At 74.2% G+C, this 23,425-nt stretch carries 19 protein-coding genes; 9 read left to right on the top strand and 10 right to left on the bottom strand.

Features of this window, described 5'->3' with window-relative positions; all coding sequences use genetic code 11:
• Positions 1-32 precede the first annotated feature (32 nt).
• Complete coding sequence (locus ABZ354_RS07480) at positions 33-1,115, top strand: helix-turn-helix domain-containing protein (RefSeq protein WP_358653957.1); 1,083 nt, start codon at positions 33-35, stop codon at positions 1,113-1,115.
• A gap of 454 nt (positions 1,116-1,569) precedes the next feature.
• Here the strand turns inward: ABZ354_RS07480 and ABZ354_RS07475 are convergent, their stop codons facing one another.
• The 3 genes from ABZ354_RS07475 to ABZ354_RS07465 form a co-directional block, all read right to left on the bottom strand.
• Positions 1,570-2,070 carry an ATP-binding protein gene (locus ABZ354_RS07475; protein ID WP_358654331.1) on the bottom strand — a complete coding sequence of 167 codons (501 nt, stop codon included), beginning with the start codon at positions 2,068-2,070 and terminating at the stop codon, positions 1,570-1,572.
• Positions 2,071-2,735: 665 nt separating this feature from the next.
• Positions 2,736-3,248, bottom strand: coding sequence for an EF-hand domain-containing protein (locus ABZ354_RS07470; protein ID WP_358653955.1), 513 nt, complete (start codon positions 3,246-3,248; stop codon positions 2,736-2,738).
• Positions 3,249-3,471: 223 nt separating this feature from the next.
• Positions 3,472-3,852, bottom strand: a complete 381-nt coding sequence (locus ABZ354_RS07465) for an STAS domain-containing protein (protein ID WP_358654329.1) — start codon at positions 3,850-3,852, stop codon at positions 3,472-3,474.
• A gap of 365 nt (positions 3,853-4,217) precedes the next feature.
• On the opposite strand from ABZ354_RS07465, the gene ABZ354_RS07460 reads away from it, so the two are divergent.
• Both ABZ354_RS07460 and ABZ354_RS07455 read left to right on the top strand, forming a co-directional pair.
• The gene (locus ABZ354_RS07460; RefSeq protein WP_358653953.1) at positions 4,218-4,796 is read left to right on the top strand and encodes a sigma factor; all 579 of its coding nucleotides are present in this window, start codon (positions 4,218-4,220) and stop codon (positions 4,794-4,796) included.
• Positions 4,797-5,083: 287 nt separating this feature from the next.
• Positions 5,084-6,307, top strand: coding sequence for a maleylpyruvate isomerase N-terminal domain-containing protein (locus ABZ354_RS07455; RefSeq protein ID WP_358654327.1), 1,224 nt, complete (start codon positions 5,084-5,086; stop codon positions 6,305-6,307).
• 126 nt (positions 6,308-6,433) lie between these two features.
• On the opposite strand, the gene purU is transcribed toward ABZ354_RS07455, so the two are convergent.
• The 4 genes from purU to ABZ354_RS07435 form a co-directional block, all read right to left on the bottom strand.
• Complete coding sequence (purU, locus tag ABZ354_RS07450; protein WP_358653951.1) at positions 6,434-7,315, bottom strand: formyltetrahydrofolate deformylase; 882 nt, start codon at positions 7,313-7,315, stop codon at positions 6,434-6,436.
• A gap of 46 nt (positions 7,316-7,361) precedes the next feature.
• Positions 7,362-7,862, bottom strand: coding sequence for a hypothetical protein (locus ABZ354_RS07445; RefSeq protein ID WP_358653949.1), 501 nt, complete (start codon positions 7,860-7,862; stop codon positions 7,362-7,364).
• Between the two features lie 554 nt (positions 7,863-8,416).
• Entirely contained in the window at positions 8,417-10,189 is a 1,773-nt protein-coding gene (locus ABZ354_RS07440; protein ID WP_358653947.1) for a hypothetical protein, read from the bottom strand.
• 200 nt (positions 10,190-10,389) lie between these two features.
• A complete protein-coding gene (locus ABZ354_RS07435) occupies positions 10,390-11,775 on the bottom strand; it encodes a transcriptional regulator (RefSeq protein ID WP_358653945.1) in 1,386 nt (461 codons plus the stop codon).
• Positions 11,776-12,116: 341 nt separating this feature from the next.
• Between ABZ354_RS07435 and ABZ354_RS07430 the strand changes: the two genes are divergently transcribed.
• From ABZ354_RS07430 to ABZ354_RS07420, 3 genes are all read left to right on the top strand, one after another.
• On the top strand, positions 12,117-12,794 hold the full coding sequence (locus ABZ354_RS07430) for a bifunctional DNA primase/polymerase (protein WP_358653943.1): 678 nt from the start codon (positions 12,117-12,119) through the stop codon (positions 12,792-12,794).
• A 159-nt stretch (positions 12,795-12,953) separates the two neighbouring features.
• Positions 12,954-13,745 carry an ABC transporter ATP-binding protein gene (locus ABZ354_RS07425; RefSeq protein WP_358653941.1) on the top strand — a complete coding sequence of 264 codons (792 nt, stop codon included), beginning with the start codon at positions 12,954-12,956 and terminating at the stop codon, positions 13,743-13,745.
• Entirely contained in the window at positions 13,742-15,328 is a 1,587-nt protein-coding gene (locus ABZ354_RS07420; RefSeq protein ID WP_358653939.1) for a transporter, read from the top strand. The genes ABZ354_RS07425 and ABZ354_RS07420 overlap by 4 nt, the downstream gene beginning before the upstream one ends.
• Before the next feature lie 440 nt (positions 15,329-15,768).
• Here ABZ354_RS07420 and ABZ354_RS07415 read toward each other — a convergent pair whose 3' ends face one another.
• Positions 15,769-16,698 carry an alpha/beta hydrolase gene (locus ABZ354_RS07415; protein WP_358654325.1) on the bottom strand — a complete coding sequence of 310 codons (930 nt, stop codon included), beginning with the start codon at positions 16,696-16,698 and terminating at the stop codon, positions 15,769-15,771.
• 682 nt (positions 16,699-17,380) lie between these two features.
• A complete protein-coding gene (locus ABZ354_RS07410; RefSeq protein WP_358653937.1) occupies positions 17,381-18,073 on the bottom strand; it encodes a metal-dependent transcriptional regulator in 693 nt (230 codons plus the stop codon).
• 260 nt (positions 18,074-18,333) lie between these two features.
• Between ABZ354_RS07410 and ABZ354_RS07405 the strand changes: the two genes are divergently transcribed.
• Entirely contained in the window at positions 18,334-19,089 is a 756-nt protein-coding gene (locus tag ABZ354_RS07405) for an SIS domain-containing protein (RefSeq protein ID WP_358653935.1), read from the top strand.
• Between the two features lie 353 nt (positions 19,090-19,442).
• Positions 19,443-20,933 (top strand): PAS domain-containing protein, encoded by a 1,491-nt coding sequence (locus tag ABZ354_RS07400; RefSeq protein ID WP_358653933.1) that lies wholly within the window; start codon positions 19,443-19,445, stop codon positions 20,931-20,933.
• Between the two features lie 283 nt (positions 20,934-21,216).
• On the opposite strand, the gene ABZ354_RS07395 is transcribed toward ABZ354_RS07400, so the two are convergent.
• Positions 21,217-22,317, bottom strand: coding sequence for a citrate synthase 2 (locus ABZ354_RS07395; protein WP_358653931.1), 1,101 nt, complete (start codon positions 22,315-22,317; stop codon positions 21,217-21,219).
• A gap of 357 nt (positions 22,318-22,674) precedes the next feature.
• Between ABZ354_RS07395 and pdxH the strand changes: the two genes are divergently transcribed.
• Positions 22,675-23,352 carry a pyridoxamine 5'-phosphate oxidase gene (gene pdxH, locus ABZ354_RS07390; protein WP_358653929.1) on the top strand — a complete coding sequence of 226 codons (678 nt, stop codon included), beginning with the start codon at positions 22,675-22,677 and terminating at the stop codon, positions 23,350-23,352.
• Positions 23,353-23,425: the final 73 nt, after the last annotated feature.

Here is a 23,425-nt window from a genome sequence, read left to right as displayed (position 1 = left end):
GCCCGAAGGACAGTATTCGTTAGGATCGGGCCATGACCTCGGCCGCCCCGTCCAGCCGCTCCGCCTCGCCGTCCCGCCCGCACCGCGTCGTCGTCCTGGCCCTCGACGGCCTGCTCCCCTTCGAACTGGGCATCCCCCACCGCATCTTCGGCCGCCCGAAGGACGCCCGGGGACGGCACCTGTACGAGGTCGTCACCTGCTCGGTCCGGCCGCCCGGCCCGGTGCGGACGGACGCCGACTTCTCCCTGCACGTCGCACACGGCCCGGAGGCACTGGCCACCGCGGACACGGTGATCGTCCCGGCGTCGTACGAGCTCGGCCCGGTGTACGAGGAGGGCGTGCTGACCGAGGAGCTCGCCGCCGCGCTGGCCCTCGTCCGGCCCGGCACCCGTCTCGCCTCCATCTGCACCGGGGTCTACGTGCTGGCCGCCGCCGGCCGTCTGGACGGGCGCCCGGCGACCACGCACTGGGCGGACGCCGAGCGCCTCCAGCGGCTCTTTCCCCGCGTGCGGGTCGACCCGGACGTGCTGTTCGTGGACGACGGCGACGTGTTGACCTCGGCCGGGGTCGCCGCCGGCATCGACCTGTGCCTGCACATGGTGCGCCGCGACCACGGCACGGCGGTCGCCAACGACATCGCCCGCCGTACGGTCGTACCGCCGCACCGGGACGGCGGGCAGGCGCAGTACATCGCGCGGCCGGTGCCCGATCCGCAGCAGGCGACGACGACGGGGGCGCGGGCCTGGGCGCTGGGACGGCTGCACGAGCCGATCCAGCTGCGGGACATGGCGGGCCGGGAGAGCATGTCCGTCCGCACGTTCACGCGCCGGTTCCGCGAGGAGACCGGGGTGAGCCCCGGGCAGTGGCTCGCGCAGCAGCGGGTGGAGCGGGCGCGTCAGTTGCTGGAGTCGACCGACCTGTCGGTGGACCAGGTGGCCCGCGAGGCGGGCTTCGGCACGGCCCAGTCGATGCGGCAGCACCTGCAGGCGGCACTGGGGGTCACACCGACCGCGTATCGCAGGACCTTCCGGGTCGGGGCGGAAGCGACGGCGGGACCGCGAGCCGTGGCGGAAGCCGTGGTGGGACCGAAAGCCGTGGCGGGACCGGAAGCCTGAGCGGGACCGGGAGTCGTGGCGGTGGCGGGACCGGAAGCCCGAGCGGCGCCGAAGCGGTACCGGGACGGTGTCGTGGCGGTGGGGGCGGGCGCGTCCCGTTCCGTCATCCACAGGCTGTGGACGACGGAACGGAAGCGCCCCGCCGCCACCCGGCTCCGGCGCCCCCATCCGGTCTCCCGTGACCCCGGGGAGACCGGCGCCGGATCACGACCCGCACTCGGCGAGGGCCTCCGTCACCTGGGCCCTCGCCGTCCCCTCACGGCAAGTCGCTGCCACAAGCGTGATCAAACGGACATGGAGCGTCAACACCCACTCAAGGATTTATGACGTACACACCTTTTGCTACGGACGCGCACAGAAGCACGACCCCGGCGCACCAGTTGACGCCCCGAGCACGCCACGCGTCCGGCGTGCGCCCCCGCCCCCGGCCGGCCCCGCCCGCGAGCCCCGGCCCCTAGACCGCCTCGTACGCACACCCGTCGTACGCCGTGGCGCCGCCGCCGTAGGCCACGGCACCGGTGGCGCAGGCCTCCGTGCCGGCAGCGCAGGCGTCGGGGCCGGAGGGCCGGGCGCAGCGGTCGAGTTCGCACCAGATGCGCTTTCCGGCGCCCTCGGCGTTCCAGCCCCAGCGGTCGGCGAGCCCGTCGACGAGGGCGAGTCCGCGGCCGCCCGTCGCGTCACTGTCCGGGCAGCGGGGCACCGGGGCACGGTCGCTGCGGTCGGCGACCTCCAGGCGGACGATGGCGCCGTCGGCCGCGGAGCCCGGCAGGGACAGCCGCAGCACCGCCGGACGACCGGTGTGTACCACGGCGTTGGTGACCAGCTCGGACACCAGGAGGATCAGCGTCTCCGCGATCGGCTCGTCGGGCCGTATCCCCGACCCGGCGAGGCGTGAGCGGGCCCATTTACGGGCTCGCGCCACCTCGGCGGGGTCGGGCCGGACCTCCAACTGCACTTGAAGCACCTGCACCGCTCACACCATCCGAACCGTCGGACACTTGGGCTCACGCCTCACGAGAACCACGATCGCGGCCCCTTCCCGCAGAGGCCGGAACCACGACCGGGTCATGGATCACGGAACGTGAATTCCTTACGGGACAGCGTGGTTGACGTACAGTCACGCCGCCAAGCGCTTCGGGCATATTCCAACGAGAAGGAGTACCCGTGCGGCATACTGTGCGACCCCCGCCGCGAGACGCCGCACACGCGGCCCCGCCGAGCCCTCCCGACCCGCGAACAGCGGCGCGGACCGCCGTATCCGGGGCCGCCTCCGGGCAACTCCGGCCGGGCGCGCGCTCAGGGCCACTCGCGTTCACCACAAGGTACCCGAGCGGACGCACAACTCCGGGACATGACGAGCCGTTCCGCGAAACCCGCGCGCCCTTGACTCTGCGTGACCGACGAAGGGGCGGGACGCCCACCCTCGACATCACACTCCGTGACGCCGCTGTTGACGGGTCGGCGCAACGCCCCAGCCCAGACCGCCGCCGCACCGCCCGACCGGGCGAACACCCCCACCGGGGCGTACGCGGACGCTCACTCCGTGTCACGACGCACGGCACCAACACCCCGCGTCCGTACGGGACTTGGGCCCGCTCCGGGGGCCGGCCGGGACCCGGCCTATTCGGGGACGGTGAAGTAGTGAGCGAAGGCGGACACGATCTCGGCCTCGCCGATCCTGCCGTCGGCGTCGGCGTCGAGGGCGGCGGCGGCCCGGGCGGCGACCTCGTCGCTCACCCCGAGGCAGCCCAGTACGCGGGCGGTGTCCTCGACGGTGGCCCGGCCGTCGCCGTCGGGGTCCGCGACGTCGAGAGCCGCGTGCAGGAAGGGACGGGCGATCTCGGCGAACCGGTCGGGGTTGTCGCGCAGCCGCTTGACCGCGCCGGTCACGAACTCCGTGCGGGTGATGCGCTGGTCGCCGTCCCGGTCGGCGATCCCGGCCATGCCCTGCCAGAACGCCTCGGCACCGATGTACAGCGCCTGGCCCTTGTCGGTGCGCGCCGGTACGGCGAACTCCGCGAGCAGCGCCTTGGCCGCCACGTTGAAGTCCGCACGGTCGATGTAGCCGTTGCCGTCCTGGTCGAAGGTGGCGAAGCGGGCGGCGATCCTGCGCTCGTACTCGCTGCTGACCATGTCTTCTCGGGCCGCCTTCCGTCGGGTGGGGTGGACGTGTCGCCCGGAGCGTACGACGGCGCGGGCCGCACCGGAGCGGGAAACCGGCGCTTGCACCGGGACGGGCCTGCACGAGCACCGGCACGTACGGGCACCGGCTCGGACGGGCACCGGCGCGCGGCGGGTCCGGCGGTGAGGGCCGACCTGCTCGCGACCAGGCAAGGGGGACGTGGGGAAGCTCCGTCTAGGCCGACAGCGGGCCGGCCTGCGGGGCGACGGCCGCTTCGGCGTCGGGGTACACGTCGAACAGCCGTCGGACACCGAGCGCGCCCATGACGCGGTTGACGTGCGAGCCGTCGGCGGCGCCGCGGGCCGGCAGAACCAGCCGCAGGCTGCCACGGCAACTGCGGATGAGACGGCGGGAGGCGATGAGGACGCCGACGCCGCTGGAATCACAGAACCAGACCTCCGAGAGGTCGAGGACGAGACTGTGCCTGCCGTCGGCCACCGCGTCGTGGACGCCCTGCCGCAGCACCGGCGACGTCACCAGGTCCAGCTCGCCCGACACCCGGAGCACGGCCCACTCGCCGCGCTCGGCACCGGTCACTTCGAACGCCACCGCCATGCCCTTCGCTCGCCGGACCAAACGGAAGTAGTTCTTTCGCTTCCTTGCAGCGCGGCTGCCCAGCCGCCGTTCCCTGAAACACCCGGGCACAGACGGCCACCGGCCGAGGCGGCCGGTACAGGTCGGCTTCCCTCCCGTTCGCCGGGTCTGTCCCGGCCCCGGGGCCGGACGGAGACACCGGACGGCCCGCGTGACCTGTGCCATGCGACGCCATACCACCCGCCGGTGTGCCGAGTGCACACATTGACGCAAAAAGGGGTGCACTGTCAGGCGTGCCGACTACATTCGAGGAGACGGTGGGCGTACGTGGGGCCTCCGAGGGAGTCCCACGACAGCCGAGCCGGGCAGGCAAGCAGGGGGGCCGTATGGCGAAGAAGGCAGCACCGCGCCGCTGGGACCACACGATGCACCAGCGGCTCGCACGCGGGGAGGCGGCGGCACTGGGCGAGCTGTACGACCGGTTCGCCTGCCTCGTGCACGGCCTCGCCCACCGCGTGCTCGGTGACGAGCGCGCGGCCGACCGCGTCACGCGCGAGGTGTTCACCCACGTCTGGCAGCACCCCGGGACCTACGACCCGAAGCAGGGCCCGCTGCGCAGCTGGATCGCGGCGCAGACCCACCGCCTCGCCGTGCAGCGGCTGCGCGACACCGGGGCCGCCGCCCTCGTCCGCGACGGCGGCAGCCCGGAGGAACTGGAGGGCAGGGTGCGTGAGGCCTCCGTCGCGGCCCGCGCCGACTACATCGTGCAGTCCATGCCCGGCCCGCTGCGCGCCGCCCTGGAACTGGCGTACTTCCAGCGCCACGACTACCGCCGGACCGCCGTCGATCTCGGCGTCACCGAGGACGAGGCGCGTCGCAGGCTCCGCCTCGGCCTGCAGCTGCTGTCCACGGCACGCGACGCCGGCGCGCCGGGCGCACCGTCCGGCTACGGGGGTGCGGCGTGAGCGGACCGGAACCGTCCGGGGCGTACGACGCGCACGAGGGTGACCAGGGACACACGGGAACCGGCGTCGGCGAGGGTGCCGGCGCACGGTGGTCCGGCGGATTCGCCGACCACGGCCCGCCCCACCCGTCCGACGTGCCGTGCGCGTCCGGCGACCCGCGCGACTGTGACGACCGGGACCGTCCCGCCGACCGGTTCTCCGACCGTGACGCCGACCGGGGCGAGCTCGGCGGGTCCGGCGGGCCTCGGGAGGGCGGGCCGCAGCCTGGCGGCCCGGAGGAGGACGGTATCCGTCTGCTCCCCCGGCTCCGCATTCCGCCGCCGCGGGTCTCCGTCGAGGGCGGCGGACGACCGCTGCCCCCGCCCGCGGAGCACGGCCGCCCGTGCTGCGCCGCCCCGCCCGTCCTGGGCCACCGGACCCTGAAGTCGCTGCTGGGCGCCTGGGCACTGGCCGCCTGCCCGGCCGAGGAGGCGGCAGTCGTCGAGGAGCACCTGCGCGCGTGCGCCGCCTGCGCCGAGGAGGCCGAGGGGCTGCGCGACGCCGTCGGCCTGCTCCAGCGGCCCGAGAGCCTCGACCTGAGTCCGGCGCTGCGCACCCGTGTCCTGGACGCCTGCCTGGAGCGGCGCCCGCCACGCATCCCGGTGCCGGAATGGGCGACGGCGTACGACGCCGAGACCGCCCGGCTGGACGCGCTGCTGCAGGACTTCGGCGAGGCCGAGTGGCGCGCGCCCGTGCGGCTTCGCTGGTTCGCGGACGACGAGGAGACCGGCCGGCGGACGACGGTCGCCGGGGTGATCGCGCACCTGCTGACGGTCGACGGGCTGGTCGCGGCGGCGCTCGGGCTGGACGATCCGCTCGGCGAGACCGCCGCCGAGGCCGGGACGCCCACGGCGCGCACCGAGGCGTACTGGCGGGTGCTGCACATGCCGCCCTCCCCCGGGGTGCGGGCGCAGTGGCGCGAGCAGAGCCACGACCTGGTGCGGACGGCGGCGTTCACCGGCGGCGGCGAGGGCCGGATGCCCATCTCGTACGGCGGCACATGCGTGCTGCCGCTGGCCGACGCGATGCTGGACCGGGCGTTCGAGTGCTGGCTGCACGCGGAGGACATCGCGCAGGCGGTGGACTATCCGTACGAGCTGCCGTCGGCGCGGCACCTGAACCGGATGATAGATCTGGCGGCGCGGCAGCTGCCGAGGGTGCTGGCGGGCCGCACGGACGGGCCGGCCGCGTCCGACGGGCACCGGCATCTGTTCGCGGCGGGCGCGCCGTGCCGCAGTCTGCGGCTGGAGATCGAGGGTTCCGGCGGCGGCGAGTGGCTGATCCCGCTGGACTCCCCGGCGGCGGTGGGATCCGCCGAGCACGAGGTGGCGCACATCGCGCTGGACAGCGTGGAGTTCTGCCGGCTGGCCGCGGGACATGTGTCCCCTCAGGAGGCTGCCGTGGGCCAGCTCGGGGACAAACGGGCCATCGAGGACGTGCTGTTCGCGGCGGCCTCACTCAGCCGCATGTGACGCCACCGCGTGCGCCCCTGCCGCAGCGGACCCGGTCACGTGTGACGTGTCCGCGCGGCAACGTGACCGCGCGTGGCCCGGCCGCGCGTGACCGGCCACCGGCGAGGAGCAGAGCGAGGATCAGGATCAGGCGAAGACGACCGTCCGCCGCCCGTTGAGCAGGATGCGCCGCTCCGCGTGCCACTTCACCGCGCGCGCCAGTGCCTGGCACTCCACGTCCCGGCCGATCGCGACGAGCTGGTCCGGGGTGACGCCGTGCCCCACCCGCTCGACCTCCTGCTCGATGATCGGCCCCTCGTCGAGGTCGGCGGTCACGTAGTGCGCGGTCGCGCCGATCACCTTCACACCCCTGGCATGCGCCTGGTGGTAGGGCTTGGCGCCCTTGAAGCTCGGCAGGAACGAGTGGTGGATGTTGATGATCCGCCCGCTGAGCTGCTTGCACAGATCGTCCGACAGCACCTGCATGTACCGGGCGAGCACGACCAGCTCGACGTTCTCCTCACGCACCAGCTCCAGCAGCCGCGACTCGGCCTCCGGCTTCGTGTCCTTCGTCACCGGGATGTGGTGGAAGGGGACGCCGAACGACTGCACGAGCTCGGCGAAGTCGGTGTGGTTGGACACCACGGCCGCGATGTCCACCGGCAGGGCGCCGATCCGGGCGCGGAACAGCAGGTCGTTCAGGCAGTGCCCGAACCTGCTGACCATGAGGACGACACGCATCCGCTCGTCGGCCCGGTGGATCTGCCAGTCCATCTGGAAGGAGTCACCGATCGCGGCGAAGCTGGCCCGCAGCTTGTCCACGGTCACCGGCGGCTCCGCCGAGAAGTGGACGCGCATGAAGAACAGTCCCGTGTCGTGGTCGCCGAACTGCTGACTGTCCTCGATGTTGCAGCCGGTCATGAACAGGTAGCTCGACACGGCGTGCACGATGCCCTGCTTGTCGGGGCAGGACAGCGTCAGGACGTACTGGTCGGCGAGGGCCGCGGCTCGGGTGGACTGCGCGTTCATGCGGGACAGGGTCGCATATCCGGTGCCGCACCGATCCGGCGTTCCGCTACGCGGACCGGGTCATCATGTTCAGCACGCCGAGGCTGCGCGGCGGGGTGTCCGGGTCCTCGCCGTCGCTCGTGGCCAGCCGCAGGTGCGCGTCGCGGGCCGCGCGCACCGCCTCGGGCCAGGCCTCGTGCGCCAGGTACGTCTGCACGGGGGCGTCGGGCCCGACCTGGTGCATGATCCGCAGCACGCGCAGGACGGCGGTGTCGACGAGGGCGGCCTCCTGCGAGTCACGGAAGATCGTGCCCACGTACTTCTCGGCCGACCAGTGGTCCAGCCAGGTGTCCTCGACCAGGCGGTAGACGGCGTCGGTGACGTCGCCGTAGCCGTCCGTACCGGCCAGCCAGACGTCCCGCTGGAACACGGGGTCGGAGAGCATGTGCAGCGCGGAGCGCACATTGCTGCGCCAGCGCCACCACGGCATGTCGTTCAGTGGCATGCCGCCCATGGTGTAGGAGCGACGGCCGCGACGGGAAGAGTTCTCCGAACCTTGCACGGTCACCGATCGTACGTTCTTCACCGGGCGCGCCCCACCGGCCCCCCGCAATCCACCTGGCGGTCACCGACCGTCGATGCGCGACGACTCCCCGGTCGGCGGCGCGCCGGAATCGTTCGGCGCATGACCGGTAGGCGCCACCCGCTGCTCGTTCCTGTCCCGCCTCCTCGCCCGGCGCCCCCGCCGTCCGGCCCGGCCGCGGTCGCCCTGGCGAGGTGCGTGACGCTCACCGACGGCTGCGGGGGCGCCCCCGGTACCAGGGGGTTCCTGGGACGCCCCGGTCACCGTCACGACCTGGGCACCGATGGACACGGGCGCGACCGGCACACACTGACGCCGGCACCGCGGTGGAGGTTCCGGGGCCGGCTCGCCTCCGTGGGCTTCCCCCGCCCGGTCGACGCCGGTGACCCTTCAGGTCGTACGGGAGGGCCGGCTGGTGGCCGCGCGCGAGGGCTTCGTGGACGTGACGGGGACGCTGCGGAACGCGGACCTGTGACGCCGTGAGTCGGGGCCGGGCCGTCCCTCCGCCAGGCCCGGCCCCGCGTCCTGGCGACACGTCGTCACAGCTGGGTGGGCCTGCGCTCGGTCAGTCCGTACGTCTTGGCGATGGCGTTCCACAGCTCGGCCGCCCTGGCCTTCTGCTGGCTGGCCGTGCCGCTCTCGCGGTTGCCCGCCGCCGTCTGGCCGGTGCTGGGGGCCTGGCCCTTCTTGCACTTGCCCTTCTTGGCGGCGACCTGGTCGGCCCAGGCCGCGTAGTGGTTGTCGGCCGACGCGGACGCCTGCCAGGCCTTGGTGAGCGCGGACGTCAGCTCGGCGTGGCCGGGCAGCTTGTCGACGGCCACCCCGGACAGGCGGGTGACCAGGCCGGTGCGCTGCTTGGCCGCGTCGCGCAGGTCCTGGGCCGCCCCGTCGAGGTTGCGGCAGGCCTTGACGTCGGCGACGGCGCTGATCACCGAGGTCCGGCTGTCGCCGCTGTCGGCGAGCAGCTTGTCCAGCTCGACGGCCTGCGCCTCGGCCGGGTCGGCGGACGGCGAGGCGGACTCCTCGGCCGTCGGGCCCGTCGCGGACACCGGCTGCTTCGTGTCGTCGTCCCCGCCGCCGCCACCGGCGAGGAGCGCGCCCGCGCCGATGCCGACGACGGCGATGGCGACACCGATCGCCGCGATCAGCGGCACCCGCGAACCGCCGCGCCCGCCGCGGGCTCCCCGGCCGCCGCCGTCACCACCGTGACCGCCGTGGCCGGTGCCGGGCCGTCCGGCGCCGGGGCCCTGCGGGGCGTACCCGTTCGGCGCGGCGGCCTGCGGGGGGCCCGGCCGCTGGAAGTGGGGCATCTGCTGGGTGGCGCCCGCCGGGCTCGCGCCCGGCTCGCTGCGGAAAAGGTTGTCGAACTCGGCGGGCGGCTGCCGCTCGCCGTACGCCGCCCCGGGATGTTGTCCGGCGACGGGCGCCATGAACTGCGTGGCCTCGGCGTCCGGCCCGGAGGCGGGCGGCAGGGGCCCGGCACCCGGCTGGGGCCCGCCGTGCGCGTGCTGGGCGGCGTGCGAGGCGTGGGGCTGCTGACCGGCGTGGCCGGTGTGCGGCTGGGCGCGGCCGAGGAACTGCGTGGCCTCGGCCGGTGACTCGGCGGGCGGACCGGCCGGCATCTCGGGCGGCAGGGCACCTGGCCCCACCGGGGGTATGTACTGCGTCGCACCCTCGTCGGGGGCGTTCGCGGCGACCGGCGGCAGGTAGTGCGTCGCCCGGTCGGCGTGAGCGCCGGGAGGCGGCAGCGGGGCACCGGGGGACGGCAGGGCGTGGGCCGGACCGCCCTGGCCGGCGGGCGGCAGCGGGGCCGCGCCCTGGTGGCCGTACGTACCGCCGCCGGCGGGCGGCAGGGCGTGCCCCGGACCGGCGTGCTGCGCGGGCGGCAGCGAGGCGCCGCCTCCATGGCCGTGAGCCCCGCCGTCCTGGTGCGGCTGCTGCACGTGCGGCGCCGCGCCGTAGGCGTCCGGGCCGCCCCGGGGCAGTGCCCCGGCGTCCTGGCCCGGGGTGCCCCAGGAGGCGGGCTGCTGCTGCGCCCCGTCGGGCGGGCCCCAGGGCTGCGCGGGCGGCGGCGTCCAGCCGGGGGCCTGCGGCGGGGTCTGCTGCTGCTCGGGGCCCCACGGGGTGCCCCAGGACTGGCCGCCGGCCGGGGTGGTGGTCGGCGGCGGGGCGGGCGCGGGCCCGCCGGGCCGGCCGCCGCCGGACGTGCCCGGCATACCCGGCAACAGCGGTTCGCCGCCGTCGGAGGGCAGCACGATGCCTTCGCGCGCGGGGCGCGCCGAGGGCTGCTCGCCCTGTCCACTCTGCGTCACCGGGACTCCTACGAATGGGGGACCTTCGGAATCAACGGTTCACGCTACCGGGTCCCCCGAGCCCGTTGCCACGCCGCACAGGGCGCGATCTTCTGCCCTGTGAGCGCGACAACAAACCCGGGCCGTGCGACGCCGGTCGTGTCAGCTCCCGCGCGGGGGCCCCACGTTCCCCTCGGCTTCGTGTGCGGGGACCGGGCCGTTCATGCCGCCGTCTGCAGTTCGAGCCGCGCCGTGAACTCCCTGACCACCGGTTCCTCCCGGTACGGCGCCAGCCGCTGCTGGAAGTCCTCCAGGTACTCGGCGCCCCGGTTGGAGCGCAGCCTGTCCAGCAGCCGGACGGCGCGCAGTGCGGTCGCGCAGGCCTGCTCGACTTCACGTTGCTGCACCTGCGCGGTGGCCAGCAGGGCGTAGCCGATGGCCCGCCTGCGGGCGCGGGACTCCGGGTGCCCGGCCAGGGACTCCTCCGCCCAGCACGCCGCCGCCTCGGCCTGCCCGAGGTCGCGGTGGCAGTGCGCCAACTCGTCGGCGAGGTAGGCCCGGTCGAAGTGCGCGATCCACTCCGGGTCGTCCCCGGTGCCCGGGTCGGCCGCCTCCAGGGCGCTCACCGCCCGCCCGGCCGAGGACTGCGCGGCCCGCGCGTCGCCCAGCAGGGCGTGCCCGCGGGCCTCCGCCGCGAGGAACATCGCCTCCGCGCGCGGCGTCACGCGCCCGCGTGCGCCTTCCTGCGCGGCGCGCGCCAACTGGGCGATCTCGCGCGGGCTTCCGAGCTGCGCCGCGAGGTGGCTCATGGACGCGGCGAGCACATAGCCGCCGTACCCGCGGTCCCCGGCGGCCTGCGCGAGGCGCAGCGCCTGGATGTAGTACCGCTGGGCGAGGCCCGGTTGCCCGGTGTCGACGGCCATGTACCCGGCGAGTTCCGTCAGTCGCGCCACGGCGCCGAACAGGTCCCGGCCCACGGCCTCGCGGTACGACCCCGCCAGCAGCCCCGAGACGACGCTGTTGAGGTAGTGCACGAGGACCGGGCGCACGTGCCCGCTGCCGTACTGGTGGTCGAGCCCCACGAGGGCCTCGGTCGTGGCGCGGACGGCCGCCACGTCGGACTGGCCGACGCGCGGCCCCGCCGAGCGTGCCACCTGGCCGTCGGGCGCGGTGATCAGCCAGTCCCGGCTGGGCTCGACCAGCGCGGACGCGGCGGCGGACGAGCCGGACAGGAAGTCCCTGCGGCCCACGTCGCTGCGCCAGAGTTCACACACCTGCTCGACGGCGCCGGGCACCGTCGGCGAGAACTGGAGACCGACGCCCGAGGCGAGGTTCTTGCCGTTGGCCATGCCGATCTCGTCGATCGTGACCGTACGGCCGAGTTTGCGTCCGAGTGCCTCCGCGATGATCGCCGGTGCCCGGCCCCGCGGTTGCTGGCCCCGCAGCCAGCGCGCCACGGACGTCTTGTCGTAACGCAGATCGAGCCCGTGCTCGGCGCCGCACATGTTGACCCGGCGGGCCAGCCCGGCGTTCGAGCAACCCGCCTCCTGGATGAGCGCCTGCAGCCGTTCGTTCGGCTGTCGCGCGACGAGAGGCCTGGCGGCCATGACGTACCCCCTGAAGCTGCGGTGCCTGCTCACGCACCGAGTTGACGTGACTTTCCCTCGGCCGAGCCTCCTCGCCCCCGGCGAAAAGATCCGGCCGTGGGGATCAATGCCCCGCCCGCTTGGGGAAAATGCGAGGCTTACGAGGTTTTGCCGGATACTGCCCTTCTGTGCGGGCAGCGGCCGGTCCCCCACGTGGTTACCCCCGTCCCGCTCCGGTTTCTCCTGCGCGCCCCCGCCCGTGCACCCGTGCGCCCCGGGTGCCGAATCGATGCTGCTGTCCCGCGCGCGACCCGCGCGTGAAACGGCCGTAACCCCAGGTGGGTGCGGGAGTTGAGTGCAACGTGACAAAAACGATCCCGGACACCGAAGCCGTTCAGACCGCCGGGCGGGCCCACGGGCAGATCCCGGCCCAGCGCGGGGAATCGCTGCTGGAGACCGCCGTGCGCTACGCCGAGGAACGTCACTGGGACGTCTTCCCCGGCACCTGGCTGGAAGCCTCCGACGGAGTGCACCGCTGCTCGTGCGGCGACACCGCGTGCGCCGTGCCCGGCGCGCATCCGGCCCGCGAGGACTGGCCGACGCAGGCGACGGGCAGTGCGACCGCCGCCCGCCGCATGTGGCAGAAACAGCCGACCGCGTCGATCCTGCTCCCGACGGGACGGGCCTTCGACGCGATCTCCGTCCCCGAGACGGCGGGGTTCCTGGCGCTGGCGCGGATGGAGCGGATGGATCTGACGCTCGGCCCGGTGACGCTGACGCCGGACCGGCGGATGGAGTTCTTCGTCCTGCCGGGCGCGACGGCCAAGGTGCCGGACCTGGTGCGCAAGCTGGGCTGGATCCCGTCCTCCCTGGACCTCGTGACGCTCGGCGAGGGGGCGTACGTGGCGGCCCCGCCCACCCGGTTCGGGTCCCGCGGTGCCGTGCAGTGGGCCTGTCGGCCGACGTCGGTGAACCGGTGGCTGCCGGACGCGGAGGAACTGATCTCGCCGCTCGCCTACGCGTGCGGGCGGGAGCGCTGACCTGTCGGCCCGGCCGACCCGCGGCCCTGGCGACCCAACGGCCCGGCTGACCATCGGCTCTGCCGACTTGTCCGCCGGGCTGCCCCGTCCGCCGGGCTGAAGCGCTTCCCCGGACCGGGGCGCTCCGACCGGCGCGGTGCCGCACCGTAGGGTTCCCGTATGACCGAGGGGACTGTGGTGGGCGCAGCGGCCGTACGGGTGCGCGGACTCTGGAAGCGATTCGGGCAGCAGATCGCCGTGGGCGGGATCGATCTGGAGCTGCCCGCGGGCCGGTTCATCGGTCTGGTCGGACCGAACGGCGCCGGGAAGACGACCACCCTGTCCATGGTCACCGGACTGCTGCGCCCCGACCAGGGCACCGTGGAGGTCGTCGGGCACGACGTGTGGCGCGATCCCGTCGAGGTGAAGGCCCGGATCGGGGTGCTGCCGGAGGGGCTGCGGCTGTTCGAGCGGCTGTCGGGGCGGGAACTCCTCGCCTACACGGGCCGGTTGCGCGGGCTGCCGGGCACCGAGGTCGACAAGCGCGCCACCCAGCTCCTCGACATCCTCGACCTGGCGGGCGCCCAGCACAAACTCGTCGTCGACTACTCGACCGGCATGCGCAAGAAGATCGGTCTCGCCGCCGCCCTGCTGCACAACCCCGACGTGCTGTTCCTGGACGAGCCGTTCGAGGGCGTCGACCCGGTGTCCGCGCAGACCATCCGCGGTGTCCTGGAGCGCTACACCGCCTCCGGTGCCACCGTCGTCTTCTCCTCCCACGTGATGGAACTCGTGGAGTCGCTGTGCGACTGGGTCGCCGTCATGGCGGCCGGCCGGATCCGCGCCCACGGCCCGCTCGCCGAAGTGCGCGGCGAGGCCCCCTCCCTGCAGCAGGCCTTCCTGGAACTCGTCGGCGCGCACGGCCGGGACGCCGGGTCCGACCTGGACTGGCTGGGCGGCGGCGCCCGATGAGCGGCGTCACCACCACCCTCGCCCGGCTGAAACTGTCGCTGCTGCGCAACGGGCTCCGTCAGTCCGGCGGGCGCCGTGCCGCGTACGTCGCGTCCGCCGTGGTCGCCCTGCTGTTCGCCGCGCTCCAGTTGGCCGGCCTGATCGCGCTGCGCGGGCACGCGCACGTGGAGTCGCTGGTGGTGCTCGCGGCGGCCGTGCTGGGGCTGGGCTGGGCGGTGATGCCGCTGTTCTTCCCGAGCGGCGACGAGACCCTCGACCCGACCCGGCTGGTCATGCTGCCGCTGCGGCCCCGCCCCCTGGTCCGGGCGCTGCTGACCGCGTCACTGATCGGCATCGGGCCGCTGTTCACGCTGTGCCTGCTGACCGGTTCGGCCGTCGCGGTCGCGCACGGCGGGGCGGCCTTCGCCGTCGGTGTGATCGCCGTCGCCCTCGCGCTGCTGGTGTGCGTGGCGCTCGCGCGGGCCGTGGCCGCCGTCAACGTACGGCTGCTGACCAGCCGCAAGGGCCGTGATCTCGCCGTGCTCAGCGGCCTCGTCATCGCGGTCGGGGCCCAGCTGGTGAACTTCGGGGCGCAGCGTCTCGGCTCGTCCGGTCTCGCACAGCTCGACCCGGCCGCCGACGTGCTCCAGTGGGTGCCGCCCGCGTCCGCGATCGCCGCCGTGCACGCGGTCAGTGAGGGCTCGTACGGCATCGCCGCCGCGAGGCTCGCCCTGAGCGCCCTGGCCCTGGTGGCTCTCCTCTCCCTGTGGACGCGGCATCTGACCCGGCTGATGACCTCGCCCGACGGCTCGACGCTCGCCGCGGCGGACACGGCCGCGCGCGAACGCGCCTCGGGCGGCCTCGCCGGGCTGCTGCCGCCGGGCCGCACCGGCACCGTCGTGGAACGCAGCCTGCGCTACGCGTGGCGCGACCCGAAGACCAAGGCGGCCTGGGTGACGTCACTGGCCATCGGCGTGATCGTGCCCGTCTTCAACGCCTGGCAGGGCACCGGCTCGGTGTACTTCGCCTGCTTCGCCGCCGGGATGCTCGGCCTGCAGATGTACAACCAGTTCGGCCAGGACACCTCCGCGTTCTGGATGGTCGCCATGACCATCTCCTCTCCCCGCGACGCGTACGTGGAACTGCGCGCCCGCGCCCTGGCGCTGCTGCTGGTCACCCTCCCGTACGCCACGGTCGTCACCGTCGTCACGACGGCGATGCTCGGGGACTGGTCTCGGCTGCCGGAAACACTCGGTCTGTCCTTCGCGCTGCTCGGCGCGATGCTCGCGACCGGCGCGTGGGCGTCCGCGCGTTTCCCGTACTCCATTCCGCAGGAGGGCCACAAGAACGTGGCCCCGGGGCAGGCCGGGCTCGCCTGGATCTCCCTCTTCGGCGGGATGTTCACGTCGGCCCTGCTGTGCGCGCCGGTCATCGCGCTGACGATCCGGCTCCACGTGAGCGGGGGCGACGACCGCTGGGGGTGGCTGCTGCTGCCGGTGGGCACGGTCTACGGCGCGGCCCTGACGCTGCTCGGCCTGCGGCTCGCGGCACCGCGCGCGGCGGCCCGGCTGCCGGAGATCCTCACGGCGGTCAGCAAGGGGTGAGGACACGGTCCGGCCCCGGGTCGGTTTCGCGGCCCGCGCCCCGCTCCCGGGCCGGTACCTCACCCGCGACCGGGCCGGTACCGCGTCGGCGACCGGGCCGCGTGACGTCCCCGCCCAGCCCGGTTCCGCGCCCGTCGGGAGGCGGCTCCGCGCCCGCGCCCAGGACTGCTCCGCGCCCGGGTCTGAGGCGGCCACGCGCCCGGGTGCGGGGCGACTCCGCATCCCTTCCAGGTCGGTCCGCGTCCGCGCCCGGTTGGGTGTTTCCGCGTCAACATCGAGGCCGGTTCGGCACCCCGTCCAATGCGGTACCGCGTCCCCGTCGAGGGCGGTCCGCGCCCGGTTCGGGGCGACTCCGCGTCCCCGTCCAGGGCGGTTCCGCGCGCGGTTTCAGGCGACTCCCCGTCGAGGTCGAGGCCCCGCCCGGTCCGGGGGGCGTTCCGTCACTCCAAGGTGCACGCGTCCAGGAACGGTTCGACTGCGGCGCGCCACGCCTCCGGCTGGTCGTAGTGCACGAGGTGGCCGGCGTCGGCGACCTCCGCGTACTGGCCGTGGGGCAGCACCCGCACCATCTCCTGTGCCTCGGCGCGGCCGAGCTCGCCGTCGAGGCCGCGCACGACCAGGGCGGGGCAGCGGACCTGGGCGAGCTCCTCCCAGTGCGCGTCGTAGACCCAGGTCTCTCGGGACCTGAGCATCTGCGCCGGTTCGAAGACGGGCCGCCAGCCGTCCGGGGACTCGGCCATCACCTCGGCGTAGAACTCGCCGCGGGACGGGTTCGGCCGCTCCACCCAGGGGTCGTCCCCGCCGAACCACTTGCGGACGTCCGCGAGCGTGGCGAAGGGCAGCGGCCACGCCTTGAACCACTCGCCCCACTCCCGCTGCGAGGCGGCGCCCAGCGCGGACACCCGCATGTCCAGGATGACCAGGCCGCGCACCAGGTCGGGGCGCTTCGCGGCGAGCTGCCAGGCGGTCAGGGCGCCCATCGCGTGCCCGATGAGGACGGCCGGCCCGAGGCCGAGCTGTTCCAGGACGGCCTCCACGTCCTCGACGTACGCCTCCCTGGTGAAGGCGGCGTCCTGCGGCTTCTCGCTCTGGCCGTGGCCACGCTGGTCGAGGGCGACCGCGCGGTGGCGCTCGGCGAGCCAGCGGGCCGTGGACGCCCAGTGCGAGGCGCGGCCCATCAGGCCGTGCAGCAGCAGCACACCGGGCGGGCCGTCGGCTCGCGCCGCATCCGGTACGTCCTCCCCCTCGGCCGGCGCCGCGGCGGCCGGTCTCGCCGGGTCAGCCGCCGGGTCCGCCTTGGGAGGGTCGCCGAACTCCCAGGCCGCCAGGCGGACGCCCCCCGCCCCGGTCACGTCGATGCGCCGCATCATTTCTTCCGGCACCCCCCAAGCTCCGCGTGGACCGCTCGCTCTCGTCGAGCCGGACGGTCCGGTGACCCGTGTCCTGCCTGCCGTGGACTCTGCCGTGTCCGGTGACCGCGCACGCTCAGCCGCCCCCGCCTGTCGCCCGATCCCCTCCCACAGGTTACCGAACGTCCATTCGAGAACGCGGTTTCCGCGGACAACACCGCTCGTTCGAGTGACCACCTTCGAGGAATGATCGCCTCCGCCGGGGGGAGATCTTCAGCGGGAGGCGGGCCGCTCGGGGAAATCGGTCCGCAGGGGACGACCCTGGGAGCTCGGGGCTCCGGGTCGGCACAGGGGAGGACAGGCCCCGGCGCCGCAAGGCGCCGGGGCCCTCTGCGTCTCCCGCACGTGGTGCGGGCGTTCCCCATGCTCCGTGTGTTGCGCACTCCCGGCACATCCTCCGCACCCCCTCCCGGCCGGACGGCAGCACCGTGACGGACGAACCGTCAGGTCCCGTGCTCACGCCACAGCGTCGCACGCGCGGCGCCCGAGCGCTGCGGTTCGACGTACGGGACTTCGTATTCGGCGAGATCGCGCCGCCCGCCCACTGACACGCCGGCACCGCACCCGGCGGCCCCCGCCACGGGCCGTCCCGGGCCGCCACGGCGGCCCTCCGGCCCCGTCGGCCCTCTCCGATCCCTCCGGCTCAGCGCTTGGCGACGAACACGTGCGACGCGACGTCCGCCACCAGCTCGGCCGCCTCGCCGCCGCTGCCCACCAGCACACCGCCCGCCGACTCCGTCACACTGACCACCGAGCCGGGCTGCACGCCCGCGCGTCGCAGCGTGTACATCAGCTGCGCGTCCGTCTGGATCGGCTCACCGATGCGGCGTACGACGACGGTCTTGCCGTCCGCGCCCGGGTCGAGGTCGGCGAGCGACACCATGCCCTCGTCCAGGAACGGGTTGGCGCCGTCCTTCTCCCCCAGCTCCTCCAGACCCGGGATGGGGTTGCCGTACGGCGACTCGGTCGGGTGGCGCAGCAGCTCCAGGACGCGGCGCTCGACCGCCTCGCTCATCACGTGCTCCCAGCGGCACGCCTCGGCGTGGACCTGCTCCCACTCCAGGCCGATCACGTCGACGAGCAGGCACTCGGCGAGGCGGTGCTTGCGCATCACGCGCGTGGCCAGCCGGCGGCCCTCGTCCGTGAGCTCCAGATGCCGGTCGCTGGCGACGGACACCAGGCCGTCCCGCTCCATCCGCGCCACCGTCTGGCTCACCGTCGGGCCGCTCTGGTCGAGCCGCTCGGCGATCCGGGCGCGCATGGGGACCACACCTTCCTCCTCCAGCTCGAGGATGGTGCGGAGATACATCTCCGTGGTGTCGATCAGTCCGGACATACGTGCCCCTCGGTAGAGATCTGCCGGAGGCTCGGCGGCTCCGGCGGTGCGCTGGCCCTGACCTCAATTCTGACGCATACCGCCGACAACCGTGCCTGTGCGGCCGAACGCCGGAGTGGCCGGCCGGCGGGCGGGGCCTGCGGGGTCCCGGCGCCGAGGGGTCCCGGCACCCCCGGCCGGTCCCGCCCCGGTCGTATTGACACCGCACTGGTCCGGACCGCACCGTGATCCGCGACACAGCCGCACCGAAAGGGCCCCGCATGAGCGACCGCACGCCGGCACGCCAGTTCCTCGACGCCGCGATCGGCCTGCTCGAGAGTGTGCGGGACGAGGAGGGCGAGGCCGTCGAGGCGGCCGGCACGCTGCTCGCCGACACCGTCGCGGCCGGCGGGCGGCTCTTCGCGTTCGGCGCCGGGCACTCCTCGCTGCCCGCCCAGGACGTCGTCTACCGGGCCGGCGGTCTCGCCGTGATGAACCTGCTGACCGTGCCGGGGGTCGTCGGTGTGGACGTCATGCCCGCCACGCTCGGCTCGGCCCTGGAGCGGGTCGACGGACTCGCGACCGCCGTGCTGGACACCTCGCCGCTCCGCGCGGGCGACGCCCTGGTGATCATCTCCCTGTCGGGCCGCAACGCGCTTCCGGTGGAGATGGCGATGACGGCACGCGCGCGCGGCGTGCGGGTCGTCGGCGTGACGTCCGTCGCGTACGCGGCACAGACGACGTCCCGGAACGCCTCGGGGACGTTCCTGAAGGACCACTGCGACATCGTCCTCGACTCGAAGATCGCGGTCGGCGACGCGGAACTCACCCTCGACACCGTCCCGGCGCCCTTCGCCCCGGCCTCCACGGTGGTCACCTCGGCCCTCATGCAGGCCATGGTGGCGACGGCGGCCGGTGTGCTCGCCGCCCGGGGCATCGAGCCGCCGCTGCTGCGCTCGGGCAACGTGGACGGCGGCCACGACTGGAACGACCGCGTGATGGAGGAGTACCGCGACCGGATCTTCTACCGGCGCTGAGCGCTCGCCGTGCCGATCACGCATCCGCCGACGGCCGCCCGGCCCCGGCGGTCCGCCGTCCGGCCCCGCCGGTTTCGCGGCCCGGGGGACGCGTCCTCGGGGGCGAGTCACCCCCGGGGCTGCGCATCGGACCGGTGACCGGCGACGACGGCACGCTCCGCCGGCGGCGGCACGTCCACGACACGATCGTGCCGCCCGCCGCGCTCCCCCGCGACGACGCGTGCGGGCGCCGCGTCCCCTTCCGCCCGGAGCGGCGCCCGCGCCGGTGACCGGCTCGCCGGCGGCTCTCGGACGTACAACGATTCCCGCAATCTTGTGGGAACCCGGTGTGCCTTGAGTGACGTTCAAGTTGAATGGAAGCAGTACGCGAACCGACGTGCCGTACGAACGGCCGCGGACTGCAGGGGGTCCAGGTGAGTGCTTCCCGGCGTAGTGGGACCACCGACGAGCTGGGACCCGACGAGTCCGAGCCCCTCGGCCCGCCAGGTCCGCCCGAGCGGGACGGCGCGGATCTCCTCGCCGCGCTGCTCGACGGAATGGACGCGGCCCTGTGCGCCTTCGACGCCGACGGTGTCGTGACCCACTGGAACCGTGAGGCGGAGCGCATCCTCGGCTGGAGCGCCGCCGAGGCCGTCGGCCGCGAGGGCCTCACCGGGTGGGCCGTGCGCAGCGCCGACGCCCAGGAGGTGCAGGCCCGGCTGATGGCCACGATGGACGCGCCGGGGCGGCAGGTGCACGAGTTCGCGCTGCTGACCAAGGACGGCGGCCGGGTGCTGGTGCGGACCCAGTCGGCGGCCGTGCGCGGCGCGGACGGCAGACCGGCGGGGCTGTACTGCGCGTTCAGCGAGGTGCACACGCAGATCGACCTGGAGCGGTCCATCGCCCTGAGCGAGGCCCTGTTCGAGAACGCGGCGTGGGGTGTCGTCCTGGTCGACGCCGACCTGCGCCCCGCCGTCGTCAACGCACACGCCGCCCAGGCGCTGGGGATCGGCCGTACGTCCGCCCTGGGCCGCCCCCTCGGCGAGCTGCTCGCGCAGGGCGTGGAGGAGCTGGAGAGCGCGCTCACGCACGTGCTCGCGGAGGGCGCGCCGCCCGCGCCGGCCGAGATCTGGGTGAGCGTGCGCACGCCGGAGGGCGACCGGCGGCGCTGCTGGAGCTGCGGCTTCGTACGGCTGTCGTCGCCGCTCGCGGAGGAGCCGGTGCCGCTCGGGGTGGGCTGGCTGTTCCAGGACGTGACTCAGGCCCGGCAGAGCGCGCAGGAGGCGTCGCTGCTGCGGTTCCGCACCAACCAGCTGCACCGCGCCGCGCGGGCCGCCGCCGAGTGCGAGAGCCCCGCGGAGGCGGCGACCGTCCACCTGGACTTCGCCCTGGCGGGTTTCGCCGACCACGCCGTCGTGGACCGCGTACTGGGCGATCTGGCGGACGAGGACACCGACGAGCCGGTGCGGCTGGTGCGGGTCGCGGCCACCCCGGCGGGCGCGCCCGGCCCCAGTGCGTTCGGTGGCGCCGCCGGTCTTCCCCTGCGGTACGCCGAGGGGCATCCGGCGCTGGCGTGCGTGGCGCGTTCCGGGTCGGTGCGCGCGAGCGCCGGGTCCTTGCCGGCGGAGCGGGCCAGGGCGTGGGCGCTGACCCGGCAGTGGCCGGCGGACACGGTGCACGCCCTGAGCGCGGTGCTGCGCAGCCGGGGTCGCACCCTCGGCGCCGTGACGTTTCTGCGCGGCGCGGGCCGGAGCTGCTTCGAGCGCTCCGACACGGCCTACGCCGAAGACGTCGCCGCGCGCATCGCCGCGGCTCTGGACCTCGCGGCCGCACTGGACCGGACGGGGCCCGGAAAAAAGACTTGAACGGTCCGAGGACGGGTTCTTAGGCTGGTCCCACTTCGGAAAGGAGGTGGTTCGGCAGATGTATGCATACCGGACGGAAGAGGTGACTGCGGGCTAGCAGCCCGTCGTCGTACTCGGTTCGGCGCCGGACCAGCGTGTGCCAGTCGCGCGCAGCCGGCCAAACCATCGCAGTCACCCGACCCGCGGGCTGCCGGTACGTCCGGCCGGCTCCTCCCCGGAGGAACCCAGCCCGCGGGTCGCTGCGTTTTCCGTGACCGTCTCCCCCGGCCGGCGGGCCGGTCGGTCAGCGGGCGATGGCCGTGTAGCCCTCGATCTCGCGCGGGTCGCGGGTGCCCGGACCGACGTAGCGGGCGGAGGGGCGGACCAGGCGGCCGGTGCGCTTCTGCTCCAGGATGTGCGCGGACCAGCCGGCCGTACGGGCGCAGGTGAACATCGACGTGAACATGTGCGCCGGGACCTGGGCGAAGTCCAGGACGATCGCCGCCCAGAACTCCACGTTGGTGGCGAGGACCCGGTCGGGCCGGCGGTTGTGGAGCTCGGTCAGCGCCGCCTTCTCCAGTGCCTCGGCGACCTCGAAGCGCGGGGCGCCCAGCTCGCGGGCCGTGCGGCGCAGCACCCGCGCACGCGGGTCCTCGGCCCGGTAGACACGGTGGCCGAAGCCCATGAGGCGCTCGCCGCGGTCGAGGGCGCCCTTGACGTAGGCCTCGGCGTCGCCGGTGCGCTCGATCTCCTCGATCATGCCGAGGACGCGCGAGGGGGCGCCGCCGTGCAGCGGGCCGGACATGGCGCCGACGGCTCCGGACAGGGCGGCGGCGACGTCGGCGCCGGTGGAGGCGATGACCCGGGCGGTGAAGGTGGAGGCGTTCATGCCGTGCTCGGCGGCGCTGGTCCAGTAGGCGTCGACGGCGGCGACGTGCTTGGGGTCCGGCTCGCCCCGCCAGCGGACCATGAAGCGCTCGACGACGGACTCCGCCTTGTCGATCTCGCTCTGCGGGACCATGGGCAGGCCCTGGCCGCGGGCGGACTGGGCGACGTAGGACAGGGCCATGACGGCGGCGCGGGCGAGGTTGTCGCGGGCCTGCGCCTCGTCGATGTCCAGGAGGGGTTTGAGGCCCCACACCGGCGCGAGCATGGCGAGCGCCGACTGCACGTCCACGCGGATGTCCCCGGAGTGCACGGGGATCGGGAACGGCTCGGCGGGCGGCAGGCCGGGGTTGAAGGCGCCGTCGACGAGCAGGCCCCAGACGTTGCCGAAGGAGACGTGGCCGACGAGGTCCTCGATGTCGACGCCCCGGTACCGCAGGGCGCCGCCCTCCTTGTCCGGTTCGGCAATCTCCGTCTCGAACGCGACGACTCCTTCGAGCCCGGGTACGAAGTCGGACATCAGGCGGCTCCTCGTGATGTGTGCGACGGATGGTGTTGCGGGGGTGGGGCATCCGTGGGCGACCCCGTGCCGGGCAGTGGCCCCGGGGGCGGTCGTCCGGTGGATCCGCGGCCGTCAACGGCTCGCGGTCCTGGACGTCGCCCCGTGGTTCCCCTGTGATGCCCCGTACGGTCGGCGGTCACCCCACCGGATCGAACCGGATCGGCCTCAGCACGATATTCCCTCAGTGCCATCCTTGGGGAGGGGTTGCGGCACTCAGTGCCACGCAGTGACGAAGGCCACCGTACGCCGTACGGGTGACGGTCACGGTGTGGACACCTTCCCTGCGACGGCTTTCGCATACGGCAAGATGGCCGGGTGACCGACCGAGATCCCTCCCGCACCGTTCCGTTCGACCTCGCGTCGATGCGCAAGCAGTACCGGGCCGAAGGGCTGCTGGAGCCTGAGCTGGCCGCGTCGCCGGAGGAGCAGTTCGGGCGCTGGTTCCAGCAGGCGGCGACCGAGGGCGGGCTGTTCGAGCCGAACGCGATGGTGGTGTCGACGGCGGACGCCGAGGGGCGCACGAGTTCCCGCACGGTGCTGCTGAAGCACTTCGACGACCGGGGCTTCGTCTTCTACACGAACTACGGCTCCCGCAAGGCCCGTGACCTGGCCGAGAACCCGTACGTGTCGCTGCTGTTCCCGTGGCATCCGATGGCCCGGCAGGTCATCGTGACGGGTACGGCGCGGCGCACGGGGCGGGACGAGACGGCGGCGTACTTCCGGACGCGTCCGCACGGCTCGCAGCTGGGGGCGTGGGCCAGCACCCAGTCGTCGGTGATCGCGGACCGGGCGGGCCTGGACGCGGCGTACGAGGAGCTGGCGGCGCGCTATCCGGAGGGCGAGCAGGTGCCGGTGCCGCCGCACTGGGGCGGTTTCCGGGTCGTCCCGGACGCGGTGGAGTTCTGGCAGGGCCGCGAGAACCGGCTGCACGACCGCTTGCGGTACGTGGCGGGGCAGGGCGGCGGCTGGCGCGTGGAGCGGCTCAGCCCCTGACGGCGGCGGCCCCTGACGGCGGCGGCCTCCGACGGTTCGGCCCCCTGGCGGCTCGAACCCCCGACGGCTCGGC

The sequence above is a fragment of the Streptomyces sp. NPDC005925 genome, assembly GCF_040638805.1.
Lineage (GTDB): Bacteria > Actinomycetota > Actinomycetes > Streptomycetales > Streptomycetaceae > Streptomyces.
The sequence above is the reverse complement of the archived record's forward strand: the minus strand, read 5'-3'. Positions and strand labels throughout refer to the sequence as shown.

Bases quoted from the DNA above. Each gene is read 5' to 3' on its own strand.
- ABZ354_RS07480 (WP_358653957.1), top strand. From the start codon at position 33: ATGACCTCGGCCGCCCCGTCCAGCCGCTCCGCCTCGCCGTCCCGCCCG.
- ABZ354_RS07470 (WP_358653955.1), bottom strand. From the start codon at position 3,248: ATGGTCAGCAGCGAGTACGAGCGCAGGATCGCCGCCCGCTTCGCCACC.
- ABZ354_RS07465 (WP_358654329.1), bottom strand. From the start codon at position 3,852: ATGGCGGTGGCGTTCGAAGTGACCGGTGCCGAGCGCGGCGAGTGGGCC.
- ABZ354_RS07460 (WP_358653953.1), top strand. From the start codon at position 4,218: ATGGCGAAGAAGGCAGCACCGCGCCGCTGGGACCACACGATGCACCAG.
- purU (WP_358653951.1), bottom strand. From the start codon at position 7,315: ATGAACGCGCAGTCCACCCGAGCCGCGGCCCTCGCCGACCAGTACGTC.
- ABZ354_RS07435 (WP_358653945.1), bottom strand. From the start codon at position 11,775: ATGGCCGCCAGGCCTCTCGTCGCGCGACAGCCGAACGAACGGCTGCAG.
- ABZ354_RS07425 (WP_358653941.1), top strand. From the start codon at position 12,954: ATGACCGAGGGGACTGTGGTGGGCGCAGCGGCCGTACGGGTGCGCGGA.
- ABZ354_RS07420 (WP_358653939.1), top strand. From the start codon at position 13,742: ATGAGCGGCGTCACCACCACCCTCGCCCGGCTGAAACTGTCGCTGCTG.
- ABZ354_RS07415 (WP_358654325.1), bottom strand. From the start codon at position 16,698: ATGATGCGGCGCATCGACGTGACCGGGGCGGGGGGCGTCCGCCTGGCG.
- ABZ354_RS07410 (WP_358653937.1), bottom strand. From the start codon at position 18,073: ATGTCCGGACTGATCGACACCACGGAGATGTATCTCCGCACCATCCTC.
- ABZ354_RS07405 (WP_358653935.1), top strand. From the start codon at position 18,334: ATGAGCGACCGCACGCCGGCACGCCAGTTCCTCGACGCCGCGATCGGC.
- ABZ354_RS07400 (WP_358653933.1), top strand. From the start codon at position 19,443: ATGGAAGCAGTACGCGAACCGACGTGCCGTACGAACGGCCGCGGACTG.
- ABZ354_RS07395 (WP_358653931.1), bottom strand. From the start codon at position 22,317: ATGTCCGACTTCGTACCCGGGCTCGAAGGAGTCGTCGCGTTCGAGACG.